This window comes from Candidatus Saganbacteria bacterium, assembly GCA_026387835.1.
In the GTDB taxonomy this organism is placed as follows: Bacteria; Margulisbacteria; WOR-1; order JAKLHX01; family JAKLHX01; genus JAPLKZ01.
The window spans coordinates 181,747-195,916 of sequence record JAPLKZ010000010.1 but is presented as its reverse complement, the minus strand read 5'-3'; the positions used below and the strand labels follow the sequence as shown (position 1 = coordinate 195,916).

The window sequence follows — 14,170 nt, the reverse complement described above, 5'->3', positions numbered from 1 at the left end:
CTAAAATATGAAAAGACCATTAATATTTTTTCTATTGTTTTTTATATCTTCCGCAGTATCAGCAGGGCAGTTGATCGGTGTTTCCGTAGACTCCAAAAAGAACTCCGATTCGATAGCTATAGAACTTTCATCCCCCGTTGAACCAAAAATGTTCAAATTGAAAGAGCCGGACAGGCTTGTGATCGACCTCAAAGATACGTTCTGGGACGGCGGCAAAAAGATCCTTGATGTTGTGAGCGACAGGATATCGTCGGTACGGTGGGCGCAAAACAGCGTGCATCCCGATAATGTGAGGGTCGTGGTGGACTTGAAAATGAACGTTGCCCATGAAGTGGCCACTGAAAACAACGGGAATAAAATAATAGTTAGATTTGGCAATCCGGGAGATTCGAGCTCCGTGATCGAACGATCTCCATCGCCGGAAGCAGCCAATATTCTGGCGGCAACTATTGAATCGAGCGGGAGAAAAGCAATTGAATTATCCGTATCAAAACCCGAGTCGGTGATCGAGGAAGAAAAAACAGAAATAAGCCTGTCACCTTACAGCAAAGAAATTATACCTTCTTCAAGGATAAAATCTCCTCCATTTGCAAAACTTAAAACCTTTTCTGTATATGTGAACGGCAAGAAAATGAACATCGGAAGAAAACCTGTATTTGTTAAAAATACCCTGATGGTGCCGGCGGTAGGTTTTCTCTCTTTTTGCGGGTTCGAGACGTCTTTTGACAAAAAGATAAAAACACTTACGGCGAGACAGAGCACCGAAGTAGAGGTCAGAATGACCTCAGGTTCAAATATCATCACTGTGAACGGGAAAGAGCGTACGATGCAGGCTGCGGTTCAGAAAAAAGCCGGAAAGCTTTTTATCCCGTTGATACCGACAGCAAAATGGGCGGGACTCGGGGCGGTATGGGATAAAGGCGCAAAGGCCTTATATATTTCCCCGAGGATAACAAAGATCTCATGGGAAGATGTAGGCGGGACAAAATCCGTCCTGATGACCGCAAGCTCAAAGGTCCCGACTTTTGAAACAGAGGAAAAAGACCGGCCGATGATATTTGTCTTGAAGATACCCAATTTCATATTAGATGTTGATACGGAAAAAATCTCGGTAAAAGAAGACGGGATAAAGGGAATAAAATCCTTCCAGTCGGGCGGCGACATCAAGGTTGGAATATATTTAGAGGAAAAACAGGCGTCAAGAATAATGCAAAACGATAAACAAATTATCATAAGCTTTCCTCCGATGGTGACAGCGGTGACATTTACGGAAGAATCGGAATCGGTAAAGATCAAGATAGCTTCAACAAAACCGGTGCTTTTTGAGACGAGACGGTTGTCCGATCCGGAAAGGATAATAATAGATATCCCCGAAGCGATATACGCGGGGCCTAACCACATCGAAATAGGAAAAGGCGGGGTATTGAGAGTACGCGCGAGCCAGTTCAAAACAGACCCTGTTGTCTCAAGAGTGGTCGTTGACCTTGCAAAAGAACAGGCGTTCAACGCTGTTCTTTCGGATGACAACAGATATTTTTCTCTGGGAGTAGAAAAGGGGGACATCTCCGCACCTCAGGAGGCAAGACCTGCAAAATTGAAGAAAGAAAAGATCCTTAGGGGTAAAGTGATAGTTATCGATCCCGGACACGGCGGTTCGGATCCCGGCGCGTTCGGAGCTTCGGGAGACCGTGTAAAAGAAAAGGACCTCAACCTGGCAACGGCAAAAAAGCTTATAAGGATGCTGTCGGATGCAGGAGCCGTTCCCTTTTTGTCAAGAGAAGAAGATGCCGAGATAAGCCTTGCCGGCAGAGTGGAATTTGCAAGGAACAACAAAGCCGATATACTGATCTGCATGCATTACAACTCTTCTTTTAGAAGCGACATCTCAGGCACCGAGACTTATTATTACAATCCGAACAGCAAGCTCCTGGCCTCGCTCATCCACAGGGACATAGTTTCTGAGCTTGGACGACAGGACAGAGGTCTTGCGCAAGTGAAATTCTATGTTATTTACAATTCTCCGATGCCTTCAGTTCTGGTGGAGCCGGTTTATTTGAGCAACTCTGACGAGGAAAGGCTGGCAACTGACGCTGATTTCCAGGAAAAGGTGGCAAAAGCTATATTCGACGGTATAAAACAGTATTTTGAAGTATTGAAAAAAATAGGATAGAATTCAAGACAGAAGGGGTCTTATGACAGAAGTAAGCGTGGCAAAATCTATCGCGCATGACAGGATAGTTCCCAATGCAGGCGAGGGGCAGTCGCAGGCAAAGATAACTGCTTCGTCTCCGATAGGCATGTTCGATTCAGGGGTCGGCGGGTTGAGCGTACTGAAGGAGGTTATCAAACAGATGCCTTCGGAGGATGTGATATATTTTGCTGACACGGCGCGCCTTCCGTACGGGGGCAGGTCACCGCAGGAGATCGTAAAGTTTAATTACGAGATACTCAATTTTCTGGTATCGCAGGGTGTCAAGCTTGTGATCATGGCATGCGGTACATCTTCCTCGGTCGCTTATCCGATCGTAAAAGATCATTACAAGATACCGACTGTCTCTTTGATAGAACCCGGCGCTGCCGCAGCTGTACGGGAGACGGGAAAAGGCCGGATAGGTATAATAGCTACGCAGGCTACGATCGATTCAAGCGCCTACCAGAGGGCGATCAGAAAAATAAAAAAGGATGCTGATGTATTCGCGGCAGCATGCCCTTTGTTCGTGCCCCTGATAGAAGGAGGGTTCATCGAGGCTGATGAGACAAAAAGGGTCGCTTTGCAGTATCTGAAACCGATGCTGAAATCAGGCATTGATACGCTTGTGCTCGGCTGTACCCACTATCCGCACCTGACAAAGATACTCAGGGAGATAACCGGCATAAAAATAAAATTTATTGATCCGGCGGAGGAGGCAGTTTCACAGGCAAAGAGCATCCTTGTTTCCAAGGGGCTTGCGGCTTCAAGAGTGTCGGCCGGGACAAAAGTGAACCATAAATATTTTGTAAGCGGCAGCGCGGTACAGTTCCAGGACCTGGGGAGCAGGCTTCTGGGAAGACCGCTCCAAAATGTCAAACAAATAGCCCTTCCAAAATCGGGGAAGCGCGGCTATTTAAGGCAGGCGGCAAATGTTTGAAATAATGATCGAAGATACATTTTCAGCGGCCCACCAGCTTATAGGGTATGAAGGACCCTGCGAGAACCTTCACGGCCATACATGGAAAGTCAGTGTGCTTATTGTCGGAAAAAACCTCAATAAGCTTGGGATGCTCTTCGATTTTAAAAAGGCTAAGGCGATATTAAAAGGTACAACTGATATTTTTGATCACAAAAATCTGAACGATCTCAAAATATTTAAAAAAATAAATCCGACCGCCGAAAACATCGCGAAAATAATATACGGGTCGTTCAATAAAAAATCGGGGAAGAATAAATTGCCGTCAGGCCTCAAGGTGGCAAAAACTACGGTCTGGGAATCGGAGGTGACATGCGCGACATACAGTTTGTAAAAATGCAGGGCACGGGCAACGATTTTGTACTGGTCGATGCAGGGGCGCAGGACATGAACGGTATCGATCTGGCGAGTTTCTCCAAAGAGATCTGTGACAGGCATTACGGCGCGGGGGCTGACGGAGTGATATTGGTCCTTCCCTCGGTCAAGGCAAATTTCAAAATGAGGGTCATAAACCCCGACGGGAGTGAAGCTGAGATGTGCGGGAACGGTATCCGCTGTTTTGCCAGGTACGTCTGGGAAAAAAGCGAAGATAAAAAAGAAGTGATATCCGTCGAGACCCTTGCTGGCATAAAGATCCCTGCGGTTATAGTCGAGAACGGAGATTTCATCGGCGTCGAAGTGGACATGGGTGTTCCGGAAATAATCGCTCTGCAGGAACAGCTGATCATCGAGGGGATAAAATATAAAATAAACAAAGTTTCGATGGGGAATCCGCATTGCGTCATATTTGCGGATAACATCGAAAATATCGAGATCTCAAAGATCGGCCCGATCATCGAGAACCTTCCTCAGTTCCCTGGCAGGACAAATGTCGAATTCGCAAAAGTGATCAACAAAAAAGAAATAGAACTGAAAGTCTGGGAAAGAGGCGCGGGGGAGACGCTTGCATGCGGTACCGGCGCGTGCGCTGCGGCAGTTGCGGCCGCGTCAAACGATTTGACCGACAAAAAGGTCACGGTCCATCTTCCCGGAGGGGCTCTTAATATCGAATGGGCGGATGACAGCCATGTCATCATGAGAGGGCCGGCAGAAAAAGTCTTTGAAGGCGTCTATTCTTTAAAGTGAATCCCGTCATAGCAGGTTTTGAATCTATTGTTTGAATACCTAATGTCTTTCCATGGGCAGAGGGACCCGTGAATATTCCAGGCCCGGATACGAAAGCCATGCGGCTCCTCTGTCCCCGAATACCAAAGCTCCGCCTTTTCTCCCGTATTTTGCCGCAAGGCCGCCGTCGATGTTTATCACGAACCCTCCGGCAAGGACCTGGAATGACCCGTCCTTGCTGGGTTCGTGGCCCCTTACAATGACAAAATTGTTATGGTCAGGTATCCCGAAAGATCCGGCTATCAATCTTCTTGTCTTGTCAGTATCCTGAGGCTCCGTGTATTTTTCAAAATGGGTAAAGAACGGCTCTTTCGGCTCTTCCCATGTGCCGGAGGATTCCGGAAGCACGGCTCTGGCCGCGGTCTGCATCTGCCTTCCGTATATTGGTGACCCTGCGGTCCACGGAAGATAAGCCAGCGAGTTTATCTTTTCCTGATGAAGCTCCATCATGGTCGTGTCGCCGTGCTGCACGACATGCCTCCACGCTTCCATCGCTATCTGGATCCGTTCTTTTATTTCGAGCATGACGGCCCTTCCTGTTTTTCCGAAGAAAGGCTTGAAATCCCCGTTTTCGTCAAGGGGTATCGTCGCGTGAGTGGCGATAATACCGCAGGGATATCCCTGGTAAGGCCTGAAGGTCAGATGGATGTCGCCTTCTCCGACCATCCAGCGGACAAAATCATAAAATACCTCGTTGTTCCTGAATTCACTTGCGCAATGGTCCATCACAGTCTGTTCTTCTTCCGTAAATGTTTTTAAGCCTCCGATCAGGCGGTAAAAATAATCCGAGTCGGCTTTTAAGAGACGTTCGGGCCCCGTTAGGCGGCCGAAGATCTCCTTTTCCGGTCCACGCAATGCGTCGAAGCCCGATTTAAAAAATAAAGCCCTGCGCACCCTGAGGTCAGATTCGTTTAACCGTGTCCCCGCATGTTCGGGGAACCTTATAGGAGCCTCGGCGATTATCTTGAGATATGTGGCTGCGGCTTCCATGACAGGAGACTCTTTTGACTTTGTTTCGATCCTGTGCGAACCCGCGGGGAAATATTTTTCGGCATAGTCCTTGAGCGGGTTTAATATTATGCCGAGATCCGAGGTCAAAAATTTGATCTCGTTATACCTCATAAGCCATCTTATTAGTTCTATTGATTGGGAGGGTATGCCGAGACCGGCGTCTATCCACATTCCGTCATGATTTCCCAATACTCTTTTTATCCGCATTGTCTGAAGAACAAAGTTAGTGCCTATCGGGTCAGGCCCGTGGTCGACCTTGTCGCCGAGATCTATCGCGAATCTTATGCTGGACGGCAGAGCCGCAGAGATACTAAGTACGCTTTCAATTTCGCCGTGAGAATCTGACATAAGGACCATTCCCGGCCTGCCAATATAGCCTGGAAGAGGAATTGTCCCGGGCCTGTTTGGTAATGTCAAGGCAATCGCTCTCCTTATCAGTTGAGGGTCTATCTTTATCCTTGAATGCGAATTGCTTGTACTTCTGATCATATAGTTTTCCTTAAATAGATATAAGTAATCGAACATATATCGGCAGTATTTTTCTGAAATTTCATTTCTTTTATAAATGCGTTATAATTCTTATACTATGAAGAAAACCAACAGGATCTCTAAAATCCCTAAATACCTCTTCGCGGAGATAGATAAAAAGAAATCTAAAGCGCAGGCAAAGGGAGCGGATATCATCGATCTGAGCGTCGGCGACCCTGACCAGCCGACCCCTCAGTACATAATCGATGCTTTAAATGAAGCGTTGAAGGATCCGTCGACGCATAATTACCCTCCGTATGAGGGCATTAAGGAGTTCAGGTCGGAAGTTGCGAGCTGGTACAAAAGAAGGTTCAATGTCGAGCTTGACCCTGACAGGGAAGTGATGTCGCTGATAGGTTCAAAAGAGGGGATAGCCCATATAATGTTCGCCTTGCTCGATCCGGGCGATATCTCTCTGATCCCCGATCCTTCTTATCCCGTATACAAGATGTGCACTCTTCTCGCAGGAGGCGAGCCGTATTATATGCCGCTGACAAAAGAAAACAATTTTATTCCCGACCTGAAAGTGATACCGTCCGATATTGCAAAAAAAACAAAACTGATGTTCATCAATTATCCGAACAATCCGACATCGGCCGTGGCCCCGGAATCATTTTTAAAGGAAGCGGTGAAATTCTGCAAAAACAATGATATCGTCCTTTGCAGCGACCTCGCGTATTCGGAAGTGACCTTTTCCGGATACAGGGCCCAGAGCATCCTCGAGATACATGGCGCAAAAGAGATCGCAATAGAGTTCCATTCGCTCTCAAAAACTTATAACATGACCGGCTGGAGGATCGGGATGGCCGCAGGGAACGCCGATGTGATAAAAGCTCTCGCGATAGTAAAGACCAATATCGATTCCGGCGTTTTTAAGGCTGTGCAGAAAGCCGCGGTCCGGGCTTTGTCCGGCAGCGATGAATTTACAAAAAAAATGAACCTGGCATACGAAAAAAGAATGAAAGTCCTTATTGACGGATTGAACTCTTTGGGCTGGGAACTTCCTTATACAAAAGCAACGTTCTATGTATGGGCGCCTGTACCGGCCGGTCTCACAAGCGAAAAGTTCTGCTCTATTCTTCTTGAAAAATGCGGGGTGCTTATTGTGCCAGGCAGCGGGTACGGCAGTTGCGGCGAAGGATACGTAAGGGTCTGCATAACCGCGGAAGAGAAAAGGATCGAACAAGCTATCGCCAGGATGCGGCAAAACAATATATCTTTCAAATAGGTAAATTTAGCAATCTGCCAAATTATCCAAAAAAAGTGAAATTTTAAAAAATACCGGTCGAGAAACAAGTGGCAATGGACAAATCTTCAAAAATAAAAAGCCTCGAAAAAATGGTGAGGCAGGCTGATAAGCTGGCAGCTCTCGGGACAATGGCCGCCGGAATGGCTCACGAGATCAAAAATCCTTTGGCTTCCATAAAAGTCATGTCTCAATTAGCGATAAAAAAGATCGAGGATCCGGAGTTCAAGAAAAAATATACCGAGATAATGTCCGTGGAAATAAGCAGGATCGACAGGATAATCGAAGGAATGCTCAGCCATGCCCGCACAAAGAAGCAGAGCATTGAAGCGGCCGATATAAACGCACTGATCAAAGAGGCTTTGTTTTTCTTTGCAGGGAGCATTAAGGAGCATAAGATAAATGCGGTATTTGCTCCTCAGGAAGATATTGTGATCCAGGCTGATGCACAGCAGATATTCCAGGTCTTTTTAAATCTGATGCAGAACGCGATAAGTTCGATGGCAAAAGGCGGACAGCTGAATATTACTGCCAGAAAAACCTCGAAAAGTCATCTGCCAGGGAAAAGCGTCGTTATCACCGTGGCGGATACCGGCCGCGGGATCCCCAACGAACATCTTTCAAAGATATTTGACCCATTTTTCTCTTTGCGGTATGGAGGTACGGGTTTGGGGTTGACTATAGTGCATGGTATAGTAGAATCACATAATGGATTGATCGATGTGGACAGCGAAGAGGGTAAAGGGACCACTTTCACTATAATATTTCCGGAGAATTTTGCTGAGGAGATAAGAAGCGAGGAGCAAATTGGTCAGGAAAATAGAAACCGCGCGTCACATCGGATTTTGCACCGGGGTCGACCGGGCTTACAGGACCGCGCTTGAGGCTGTAAAGAACGGCGGCACTGTTTACATTCTCGGACTTCTTGTCCACAATTCTTTAGTCATAAAAAAACTTGAGGGCCTCGGCATAAAGAGCGTCATATCTCTTTCGGAGATCCCCGAAGGTTCTTCCGGCTCACTGATAATTTCTTCTCATGGTGTAGGGCCGAAAACATTGGAAGAAGCGAAAAAAACGGGACTTAAAATAATCGATACAACGTGCCCATGGGTCAGAAAAGCGCAGGATACGGCCCACAAGTTGGCGCAGGAAGGATATCAGGTAATAATAGTCGGCGATAAAAACCACACGGAAATCAAAGGGATAGCAGAATGGGCGGGAAAGGGTTCTATCGTGATAGAAAATGAAGGAAATATCGTAGGGTCCGTCCTGTCTAATAAGGTCGGCATAGTTGCGCAGACGACACAATCCTTTGATAACTTCAACGCGGTGGCGGAAGCATTAAGAAAAAAAATCAAAGACCTCAAGGTCCTTAATACGATATGCGATGCCACAAAAAAAATGCAAAGCGACGCCGTGGAACTCGCGAAAAAGTCCGATATCATGCTCGTGATCGGCGACAAGAAGAGCGCGAACACAAAGCGGCTCAAGGAACTCTGCGAGGAGACGGGCACTCCGACGCATCAGATACAGGACTCGAAAGAACTTGACATGGAATGGTTAAAAGGTAAAATAGCGGTCGGCGTCACGGCCGGCGCGTCCACCCCGGACTGGGTCATAAATGAAGTTGTCGCTTCCCTGAATGAGTGATATAATTTTTCTACTATGTTAAGGTTTTTAACCGCAGGCGAATCTCACGGGAAAGCCCTTACCGCCATCCTCGAAGGTATGGTCGCTAATATGGCGCTGAATGAAGATGATATTAATACCGAGCTTTTAAGAAGACAGGGCGGAATCGGAAGGTCGGAGCGGATGAAGATCGAAAAGGACTCGGCGCAGATACTTTCGGGCGTAAGAAAAGGACATACCATCGGAAGTCCGATATGCATTTTGATAGAGAACGCGGATTCATCCGACAGGGCAGCTCTTTTGACAAGGCCGCGGCCTGGGCATGCCGATCTGGCGGGTTCGATCAAATACAATCAGAAGGATCTCCGAAATATTCTTGAAAGAGCCAGCGCGCGCGAGACAGCGGCCAGGGTCGCTGCAGGAGCGATTGCCAGGAAACTCCTGTCGGAGTTCAAGATAAAGATAGAAAGCGACGTAATAGCCCTAGGAGGCCTATTGAAACAGAACGAATGGAAAGATCTTGTTGAAAAAGCGAGAAAAGAAGGCGATAGCCTAGGAGGCATCTTCGAGGTCAGGATAACAGGTCTCCCTGCAGGACTTGGCAGCCACGTCCAATGGGACAGGAAGCTCGACGGGCTTCTGGCGCAGTCCATAATGAGCATACAGGCGATAAAGGGTGTCGATATAGGCATGGGATTCGGCGTGGCGAACAGGTTTGGGTCAGAGGTCCATGATGAGATAATGATAAAGAACGGGAAGATATTCCATTCTTCAAATAACGCGGGCGGCATAGAAGGCGGGATGTCCAATGGGGAGCCGGTGATATTAAGGGCCGCCATGAAGCCGATCGCCACATTGAAAAAGCCGCTCAGATCGGTAGATCTTGCCACGAAAAAGAGCTGCGAGGCGCATTTTGAAAGGTCGGACGTATGCGCAGTCCATTCCGCCGCGGTTATCGCAGAAAACGCCGCTGCAATGGTCATCGCGGGTGTTTTCCTCGAGAAATTCGGAGGCGACAGCTTAGAAGAAACAAAAGCGCATTTCGCCTCTTTCCTGTGATATAATAATTACATAATTTAGTGATCTCTGATTTTATTTATTAACGCAATAATTCCTCGGATAGATATTCGGGGTTTTTTAAAAACAGACATTCTGGAGGTATTATTTTGTCAGCAAAACTGAGGTTATCAAGGGTCGGTTCAAAAAGCAAGCCGTATTACAGGGTCGTTGTGATGGACGAGTCCGCAGCGAGGGACAGCAAGGCGATCGAGATCCTCGGCCATTATGATCCGAGGAAAGAACCGTACGCTTTTGAAGTGAACAAAGAAAAAGTGCAGGAATGGCTTAAAAAAGGCGCTATTCCAACGGAAGTAGTGCGGAAATATCTCGGTAAGATAGGTATCATGCCGCCGGTGAACTTTGATAAGAAAAAAAAGAAGCTGCCAAAAGGCGAACAGCCGGCAGCCGAAGCCCCGAAACCCGCAGAGGAAAAGAAAGAAGATCATTGATGAAAGAGCTGGTAGAGTATATCGTAAAAGCATTAGTGGACAAGCCTGAAGAAGCAGCGGTCGCCCAGACAGATAGAGAGAACGTGACGATACTCGAAATAAAAACAGCGCCTGAAGATGTAGGCAAGGTGATCGGCAAAGAGGGCAGGATAGCAAGTGCGATCAGGACCGTCGTAAAATCAGCAGCGGCAAAACAGAGAAAAAGAGTGACCGTCGAAATCATATCATAGGAGAAAGGGGTGGAAAAATAAAATGAGTGAGACAGCGATCGAGTTAAAACGTATAGTTATGGTCAAAGCGATAGTGACCGAAGCGTTCAAGGACAACCTAGTAAAGGAGCTCGAGAGAGCGATCAGGAATATGGACGGTCAGATGCAGCAGATCGAGAACCAAAGCAAGGCGTATATGGAAGACCTCAAGAAAAAAGGCATGATGCAGCAGATAACCACGTTCAGGAACCAGTTAAACGAAGAGCGTGCAAAGATGACCGCTTCAAAGAACGATCTTTTGATGAAAGTGGAGGAAGCAAAAAAACTGGTGCTTGGGAGCGAGTTCATCCAGGGGCCGCTTGAAGGACCCGTCAACGTGAAGGTGGGCGATAATCTTTACAGGAAAGTAGGCGCCGCTGAGATCCTGGTAAAAGACGGCGTCATAATGGAAATCAGAAACATCGAATAACAGATGAGATTTGACATATTGACCCTCTTTCCCGCAATGTTCGAGGGGCCGTTCACCGAAAGCCTTTTGAAAAAAGCGAGGGAAAGAGGGTCAATCATTATTAATATCCACGATATTCGCGAAGAAACAAGCAACCCCCATAAGACAGCCGATGACAGCCCGTTCGGCGGCGGACCCGGCATGGTGATGCTTGCCGAACCGATAATAAAGACCTTAAAAAAGATCGGGACAAAGACCTCAAAGACTGTTTTCCTGACCCCTGCTGGCAAAACACTGACGCAGGATAAAGTAGTGGAATTGTCAAAACTGGACCATCTTGTCATAATTTGCGGCCATTACGAAGGGGCAGATGAAAGGATCCGGCCGTTCATCGATGAGGAAATATCCATAGGCGACTATGTCCTGACCGGAGGGGAACTGCCCGCGGCCGTACTTGTAGACGCGGTAAGCCGCTACATCCCGGGGGTCGTGAAAGAGTTGGGTTCTGTCGAGGCAGACTCTTTTTCAGGATCATTGCTAGATTTCCCTCATTACACAAGGCCGGCTGATCTTGAAGGCAGTGCTGTTCCGGAAGTCCTGCGGAGCGGCAACCATGAAGAGGTGCGCAAATGGCGAAGAAAACAGTCCCTTCAGAAGACTTTTTTCATGCGTCCCGATCTTCTGGCAATGGCAGAGTTGAACGGAGAAGACAAAGAATTCCTGAGGCAGATCGTCCTCGGAATATGAATTTTATGTTATAATTCTATTATAAACGGGGTTTTTCCATGAATATGATCAAAGAAATAAACCAGAAAAATATGAAGCCAAATGTCGAAGCTTTCGGCATCGGTGACACCGTAAGGGTATACGCTAAGATAGTCGAAGGCGACAAGGAGCGCATACAGGGTTTTGAAGGGATCGTCATCGCGAGAAAAGGCGGCAGCATCTCCGAGACATTCACGGTAAGGAAGATCGTTCAGGGTGTCGGGGTCGAAAGGATATTTCCTCTGCATTCTCCAAAAGTTGACAGGATAAAGGTCATAAAACGGGGAAAAGTCAGAAGGGCAAAATTGTACTACCTGAGGGACAGGATAGGTTCGTCCGCCACAAAGATCGAAGAAATGGCTTCCCAACAGACCGCCCAGTAGATCATTTTCAATGGAAAAGATCAGAGCCTTCATCAAAGAGACCATAGAGACCGTAGTCGTCGCGCTTTTGATAGCGCTTTTTATCAGGGCGTTCTTTATTCAGATATTCTGGATACCTTCCGAATCGATGCTTCCGACTTTCGAGGTGAACGACAGAATAATCGTCGACAGGTTATCCCTGGGACTGCCTAATCCTTTGTATGACATGAACGACAGCCCGATATTCCTCTTCAATATTCCCAACCCTCTTTACAATACGAATTTTATTTTCAGCAACGCGCGCAATATATATACATTCTCAAGGCCGAAGAGGATGGAAGTGATCGTTTTCAAATATCCTAAAGACCCTGTCGGGACAAGAAGAGATTTCATCAAAAGGATCATCGGACTTCCGGGCGAGACGGTCTCGATAAAAAACGGTTATGTTTATATAAACGGCAGACAACTCGAAGAAAAACATCCGGTAAACCGCGACAATTTCAACATGCCTGAAGTGAAAGTTCCGGAAAAAAGTTATTTCATGATGGGGGATAACCGCCCTAACAGCATGGACAGCAGGTTCTGGGGCTTTGCGCCCGAAGACAATATCATCGGCAGAGCGGTAGTGCGCATCTGGCCTCTAAATAAATTAAGTATCTTCCCCGGGATGTAAATGGTCAGCTTTAGAAGCGAGAAAGCGCTGCACAAAAAAGGTTTTTCACTTATTGCGGGAGTCGATGAAGCGGGAAGGGGGCCACTTGCGGGGCCCGTCGTTTCTGCCGCTGTGATCTTACCCAAAAATTTCGGTATTATAGGTCTTGATAATTCCAAAAAATTATCACCCAAACGAAGGCAGGAACTTTACGGGATCATTCTAAAAAAAGCCGTAGATATCGGCATCGGCATTGCGGGTGAGGCCGTGGTTGACAAGATAAACATTCTTAATGCAACGCTTCTTTCAATGAAAAGAGCGGTCCTTAATACGGGCAACCCCCCCGATTTTATACTGGTGGACGGCAACAAAAGCATTCCCGGAATAAATACTCCTCAAAAAACTATCATTGGAGGGGACGGCATCTGCGCCTCGATAGCGGCCGCGTCGATCATAGCAAAGGTAACGAGAGACAAATTGATGATGAAGATCTCAAAAAAATACCCGCAATACTCTTTTAATGAGCATAAAGGCTACGGCACAAAAAAACATTTTGAGGCTTTGGCAAAATACGGACCGTGCCCGGTCCACAGGAGAAGTTTTGCTCCCGTATCGCTTGTCACGGGCCCGTCACTTTGATAGAAAATCATTGCATAATGCGTATGACGGTGCTAAAATATTCTGACAATGGAAAAGAACGTTAATACGGATCTTCATCACACAGCAAACGGCATTCCGCTGATGTCGCTCAATGAAAATATAATGGCCGGACTTGAAGAATCACTTCGAAAAGGCCAGAAAATAGAGTTTATTCCTTTCAAAAAATGGCAGGCGCAGCGCTGCGAAAAGAACAACTGTGCAAAAAAAGAGGTTCAGGCTATATAGCTTTCTTCATAGTAGGGCCTTATCTTGAATTCTACTCCGATCTCATCCGATATATTTTTGCACTTCTCAATATCGATCCCGGGCAGGTCCACAGCCGTCAAAACGACTTTCGGTATGGTTTCCTTGGCAAGTCTTGCGAAATCTAAGATCGCTTTGTATGCTTTTTCCCCGTAGACAGACCTGCAAAGCTTATCGTAGGTCTTTTTATCATGCGCGTTCAAACTGATATCCATTTCATCTACAAGACCATTAAGATCGGCAGTAATGTTGCGGCCGTAAAACAGGTTTGCCTGGCCGTCGGTATCGACCCTGATGAAGCTGCCTTTTTCTTTTAATCCCGCGGCGATCTTCTTTAGCGTCTCAAGTCTTATCAGCGGCTCTCCGTACCCGCAGAAAACTATCTGCCGGTATTTTGAAGGATCGTTTATCAGGCCTGTCACTTCTTCCGCGTCCGGTTCCCGATCAAGCCAGAGATTATGTTTTCCTTCAAATATCCGGTTCTTATATTTGATGCAGAAAGAGCAGCGGTTATTGCACCTGTTAGTAAGATTAATATATAAAGAATCTTTTAATTCATAGATATAGTCAGCCATTTT

The 14,170-nt window shown here is 46.8% G+C and carries 18 protein-coding genes; 16 read left to right on the top strand and 2 right to left on the bottom strand.

The features are described from left to right. The first annotated feature begins 7 nt into the window (after window positions 1-7). Genes NTZ10_05045 through dapF form a run of 4 tightly spaced genes read left to right on the top strand, consistent with a single transcriptional unit; the run spans window position 8 to window position 4,292 of the window. Window positions 8-2,170 carry an N-acetylmuramoyl-L-alanine amidase gene (locus tag NTZ10_05045; GenBank protein ID MCX5749590.1) on the top strand — a complete coding sequence of 721 codons (2,163 nt, stop codon included), beginning with the start codon at window positions 8-10 and terminating at the stop codon, window positions 2,168-2,170. 22 nt (window positions 2,171-2,192) lie between these two features. Beyond that, window positions 2,193-3,128, top strand: coding sequence for a glutamate racemase (gene murI / locus NTZ10_05040; GenBank protein ID MCX5749589.1), 936 nt, complete (start codon window positions 2,193-2,195; stop codon window positions 3,126-3,128). Then, window positions 3,121-3,501, top strand: coding sequence for a 6-carboxytetrahydropterin synthase QueD (queD, locus tag NTZ10_05035; protein MCX5749588.1), 381 nt, complete (start codon window positions 3,121-3,123; stop codon window positions 3,499-3,501). The genes murI and queD overlap by 8 nt, the downstream gene beginning before the upstream one ends. Further along, window positions 3,489-4,292, top strand: a complete 804-nt coding sequence (gene dapF, locus NTZ10_05030) for a diaminopimelate epimerase (GenBank protein ID MCX5749587.1) — start codon at window positions 3,489-3,491, stop codon at window positions 4,290-4,292. The genes queD and dapF overlap by 13 nt, the downstream gene beginning before the upstream one ends. Before the next feature lie 39 nt (window positions 4,293-4,331). Here the strand turns inward: dapF and NTZ10_05025 are convergent, their stop codons facing one another. Further along, window positions 4,332-5,831 carry a fructose-bisphosphatase class III gene (locus NTZ10_05025; protein ID MCX5749586.1) on the bottom strand — a complete coding sequence of 500 codons (1,500 nt, stop codon included), beginning with the start codon at window positions 5,829-5,831 and terminating at the stop codon, window positions 4,332-4,334. Between the two features lie 97 nt (window positions 5,832-5,928). Here NTZ10_05025 and NTZ10_05020 point away from each other — a divergent pair, with 97 nt between their 5' ends. The 12 genes from NTZ10_05020 to NTZ10_04965 all read left to right on the top strand — a co-directional run bounded on the left by NTZ10_05020 (window position 5,929) and on the right by NTZ10_04965 (window position 13,574). After that, on the top strand, window positions 5,929-7,098 hold the full coding sequence (locus NTZ10_05020) for an LL-diaminopimelate aminotransferase (protein MCX5749585.1): 1,170 nt from the start codon (window positions 5,929-5,931) through the stop codon (window positions 7,096-7,098). A gap of 74 nt (window positions 7,099-7,172) precedes the next feature. Beyond that, the gene (locus NTZ10_05015) at window positions 7,173-8,000 is read left to right on the top strand and encodes an ATP-binding protein (GenBank protein ID MCX5749584.1); all 828 of its coding nucleotides are present in this window, start codon (window positions 7,173-7,175) and stop codon (window positions 7,998-8,000) included. Then, window positions 7,924-8,766 (top strand): 4-hydroxy-3-methylbut-2-enyl diphosphate reductase, encoded by an 843-nt coding sequence (ispH, locus tag NTZ10_05010; protein ID MCX5749583.1) that lies wholly within the window; start codon window positions 7,924-7,926, stop codon window positions 8,764-8,766. The genes NTZ10_05015 and ispH overlap by 77 nt, the downstream gene beginning before the upstream one ends. A 15-nt stretch (window positions 8,767-8,781) precedes the next feature. Next, window positions 8,782-9,804 carry a chorismate synthase gene (locus NTZ10_05005; protein ID MCX5749582.1) on the top strand — a complete coding sequence of 341 codons (1,023 nt, stop codon included), beginning with the start codon at window positions 8,782-8,784 and terminating at the stop codon, window positions 9,802-9,804. A 107-nt stretch (window positions 9,805-9,911) separates the two neighbouring features. Next, on the top strand, window positions 9,912-10,253 hold the full coding sequence (gene rpsP, locus NTZ10_05000) for a 30S ribosomal protein S16 (GenBank protein ID MCX5749581.1): 342 nt from the start codon (window positions 9,912-9,914) through the stop codon (window positions 10,251-10,253). After that, entirely contained in the window at window positions 10,253-10,483 is a 231-nt protein-coding gene (locus NTZ10_04995) for a KH domain-containing protein (protein MCX5749580.1), read from the top strand. Before rpsP ends, NTZ10_04995 begins: the two co-directional genes overlap by 1 nt. 22 nt (window positions 10,484-10,505) lie before the next feature. Then, entirely contained in the window at window positions 10,506-10,931 is a 426-nt protein-coding gene (locus NTZ10_04990) for a YlqD family protein (GenBank protein ID MCX5749579.1), read from the top strand. A 3-nt stretch (window positions 10,932-10,934) separates the two neighbouring features. After that, window positions 10,935-11,657, top strand: coding sequence for a tRNA (guanosine(37)-N1)-methyltransferase TrmD (trmD, locus tag NTZ10_04985; GenBank protein ID MCX5749578.1), 723 nt, complete (start codon window positions 10,935-10,937; stop codon window positions 11,655-11,657). A 38-nt stretch (window positions 11,658-11,695) separates the two neighbouring features. After that, on the top strand, window positions 11,696-12,058 hold the full coding sequence (gene rplS / locus NTZ10_04980; GenBank protein MCX5749577.1) for a 50S ribosomal protein L19: 363 nt from the start codon (window positions 11,696-11,698) through the stop codon (window positions 12,056-12,058). Window positions 12,059-12,068: 10 nt separating this feature from the next. Next, complete coding sequence (gene lepB, locus NTZ10_04975; GenBank protein ID MCX5749576.1) at window positions 12,069-12,710, top strand: signal peptidase I; 642 nt, start codon at window positions 12,069-12,071, stop codon at window positions 12,708-12,710. Beyond that, a complete protein-coding gene (locus tag NTZ10_04970; GenBank protein ID MCX5749575.1) occupies window positions 12,711-13,328 on the top strand; it encodes a ribonuclease HII in 618 nt (205 codons plus the stop codon). Window positions 13,329-13,376: 48 nt separating this feature from the next. Beyond that, window positions 13,377-13,574 carry a hypothetical protein gene (locus NTZ10_04965; protein ID MCX5749574.1) on the top strand — a complete coding sequence of 66 codons (198 nt, stop codon included), beginning with the start codon at window positions 13,377-13,379 and terminating at the stop codon, window positions 13,572-13,574. On the opposite strand, the gene NTZ10_04960 is transcribed toward NTZ10_04965, so the two are convergent. Continuing rightward, window positions 13,562-14,167 (bottom strand): TatD family nuclease-associated radical SAM protein, encoded by a 606-nt coding sequence (locus NTZ10_04960; protein MCX5749573.1) that lies wholly within the window; start codon window positions 14,165-14,167, stop codon window positions 13,562-13,564. The two genes, NTZ10_04965 and NTZ10_04960, sit on opposite strands and share 13 nt — an antisense overlap. Window positions 14,168-14,170: the final 3 nt, after the last annotated feature.

Excerpts from the sequence above, each read along its gene's own strand:
- NTZ10_05045 (MCX5749590.1), top strand. The coding sequence starts at position 8 with ATGAAAAGACCATTAATATTTTTTCTATTGTTTTTTATATCTTCCGCA.
- murI (MCX5749589.1), top strand. The coding sequence starts at position 2,193 with ATGACAGAAGTAAGCGTGGCAAAATCTATCGCGCATGACAGGATAGTT.
- queD (MCX5749588.1), top strand. The coding sequence starts at position 3,121 with ATGTTTGAAATAATGATCGAAGATACATTTTCAGCGGCCCACCAGCTT.
- NTZ10_05025 (MCX5749586.1), bottom strand. The coding sequence starts at position 5,831 with ATGATCAGAAGTACAAGCAATTCGCATTCAAGGATAAAGATAGACCCT.
- NTZ10_05020 (MCX5749585.1), top strand. The coding sequence starts at position 5,929 with ATGAAGAAAACCAACAGGATCTCTAAAATCCCTAAATACCTCTTCGCG.
- NTZ10_05015 (MCX5749584.1), top strand. The coding sequence starts at position 7,173 with ATGGACAAATCTTCAAAAATAAAAAGCCTCGAAAAAATGGTGAGGCAG.
- NTZ10_05005 (MCX5749582.1), top strand. The coding sequence starts at position 8,782 with ATGTTAAGGTTTTTAACCGCAGGCGAATCTCACGGGAAAGCCCTTACC.
- NTZ10_04995 (MCX5749580.1), top strand. The coding sequence starts at position 10,253 with ATGAAAGAGCTGGTAGAGTATATCGTAAAAGCATTAGTGGACAAGCCT.
- NTZ10_04990 (MCX5749579.1), top strand. The coding sequence starts at position 10,506 with ATGAGTGAGACAGCGATCGAGTTAAAACGTATAGTTATGGTCAAAGCG.
- trmD (MCX5749578.1), top strand. The coding sequence starts at position 10,935 with ATGAGATTTGACATATTGACCCTCTTTCCCGCAATGTTCGAGGGGCCG.
- rplS (MCX5749577.1), top strand. The coding sequence starts at position 11,696 with ATGAATATGATCAAAGAAATAAACCAGAAAAATATGAAGCCAAATGTC.
- lepB (MCX5749576.1), top strand. The coding sequence starts at position 12,069 with ATGGAAAAGATCAGAGCCTTCATCAAAGAGACCATAGAGACCGTAGTC.
- NTZ10_04970 (MCX5749575.1), top strand. The coding sequence starts at position 12,711 with ATGGTCAGCTTTAGAAGCGAGAAAGCGCTGCACAAAAAAGGTTTTTCA.
- NTZ10_04965 (MCX5749574.1), top strand. The coding sequence starts at position 13,377 with ATGGAAAAGAACGTTAATACGGATCTTCATCACACAGCAAACGGCATT.
- NTZ10_04960 (MCX5749573.1), bottom strand. The coding sequence starts at position 14,167 with ATGGCTGACTATATCTATGAATTAAAAGATTCTTTATATATTAATCTT.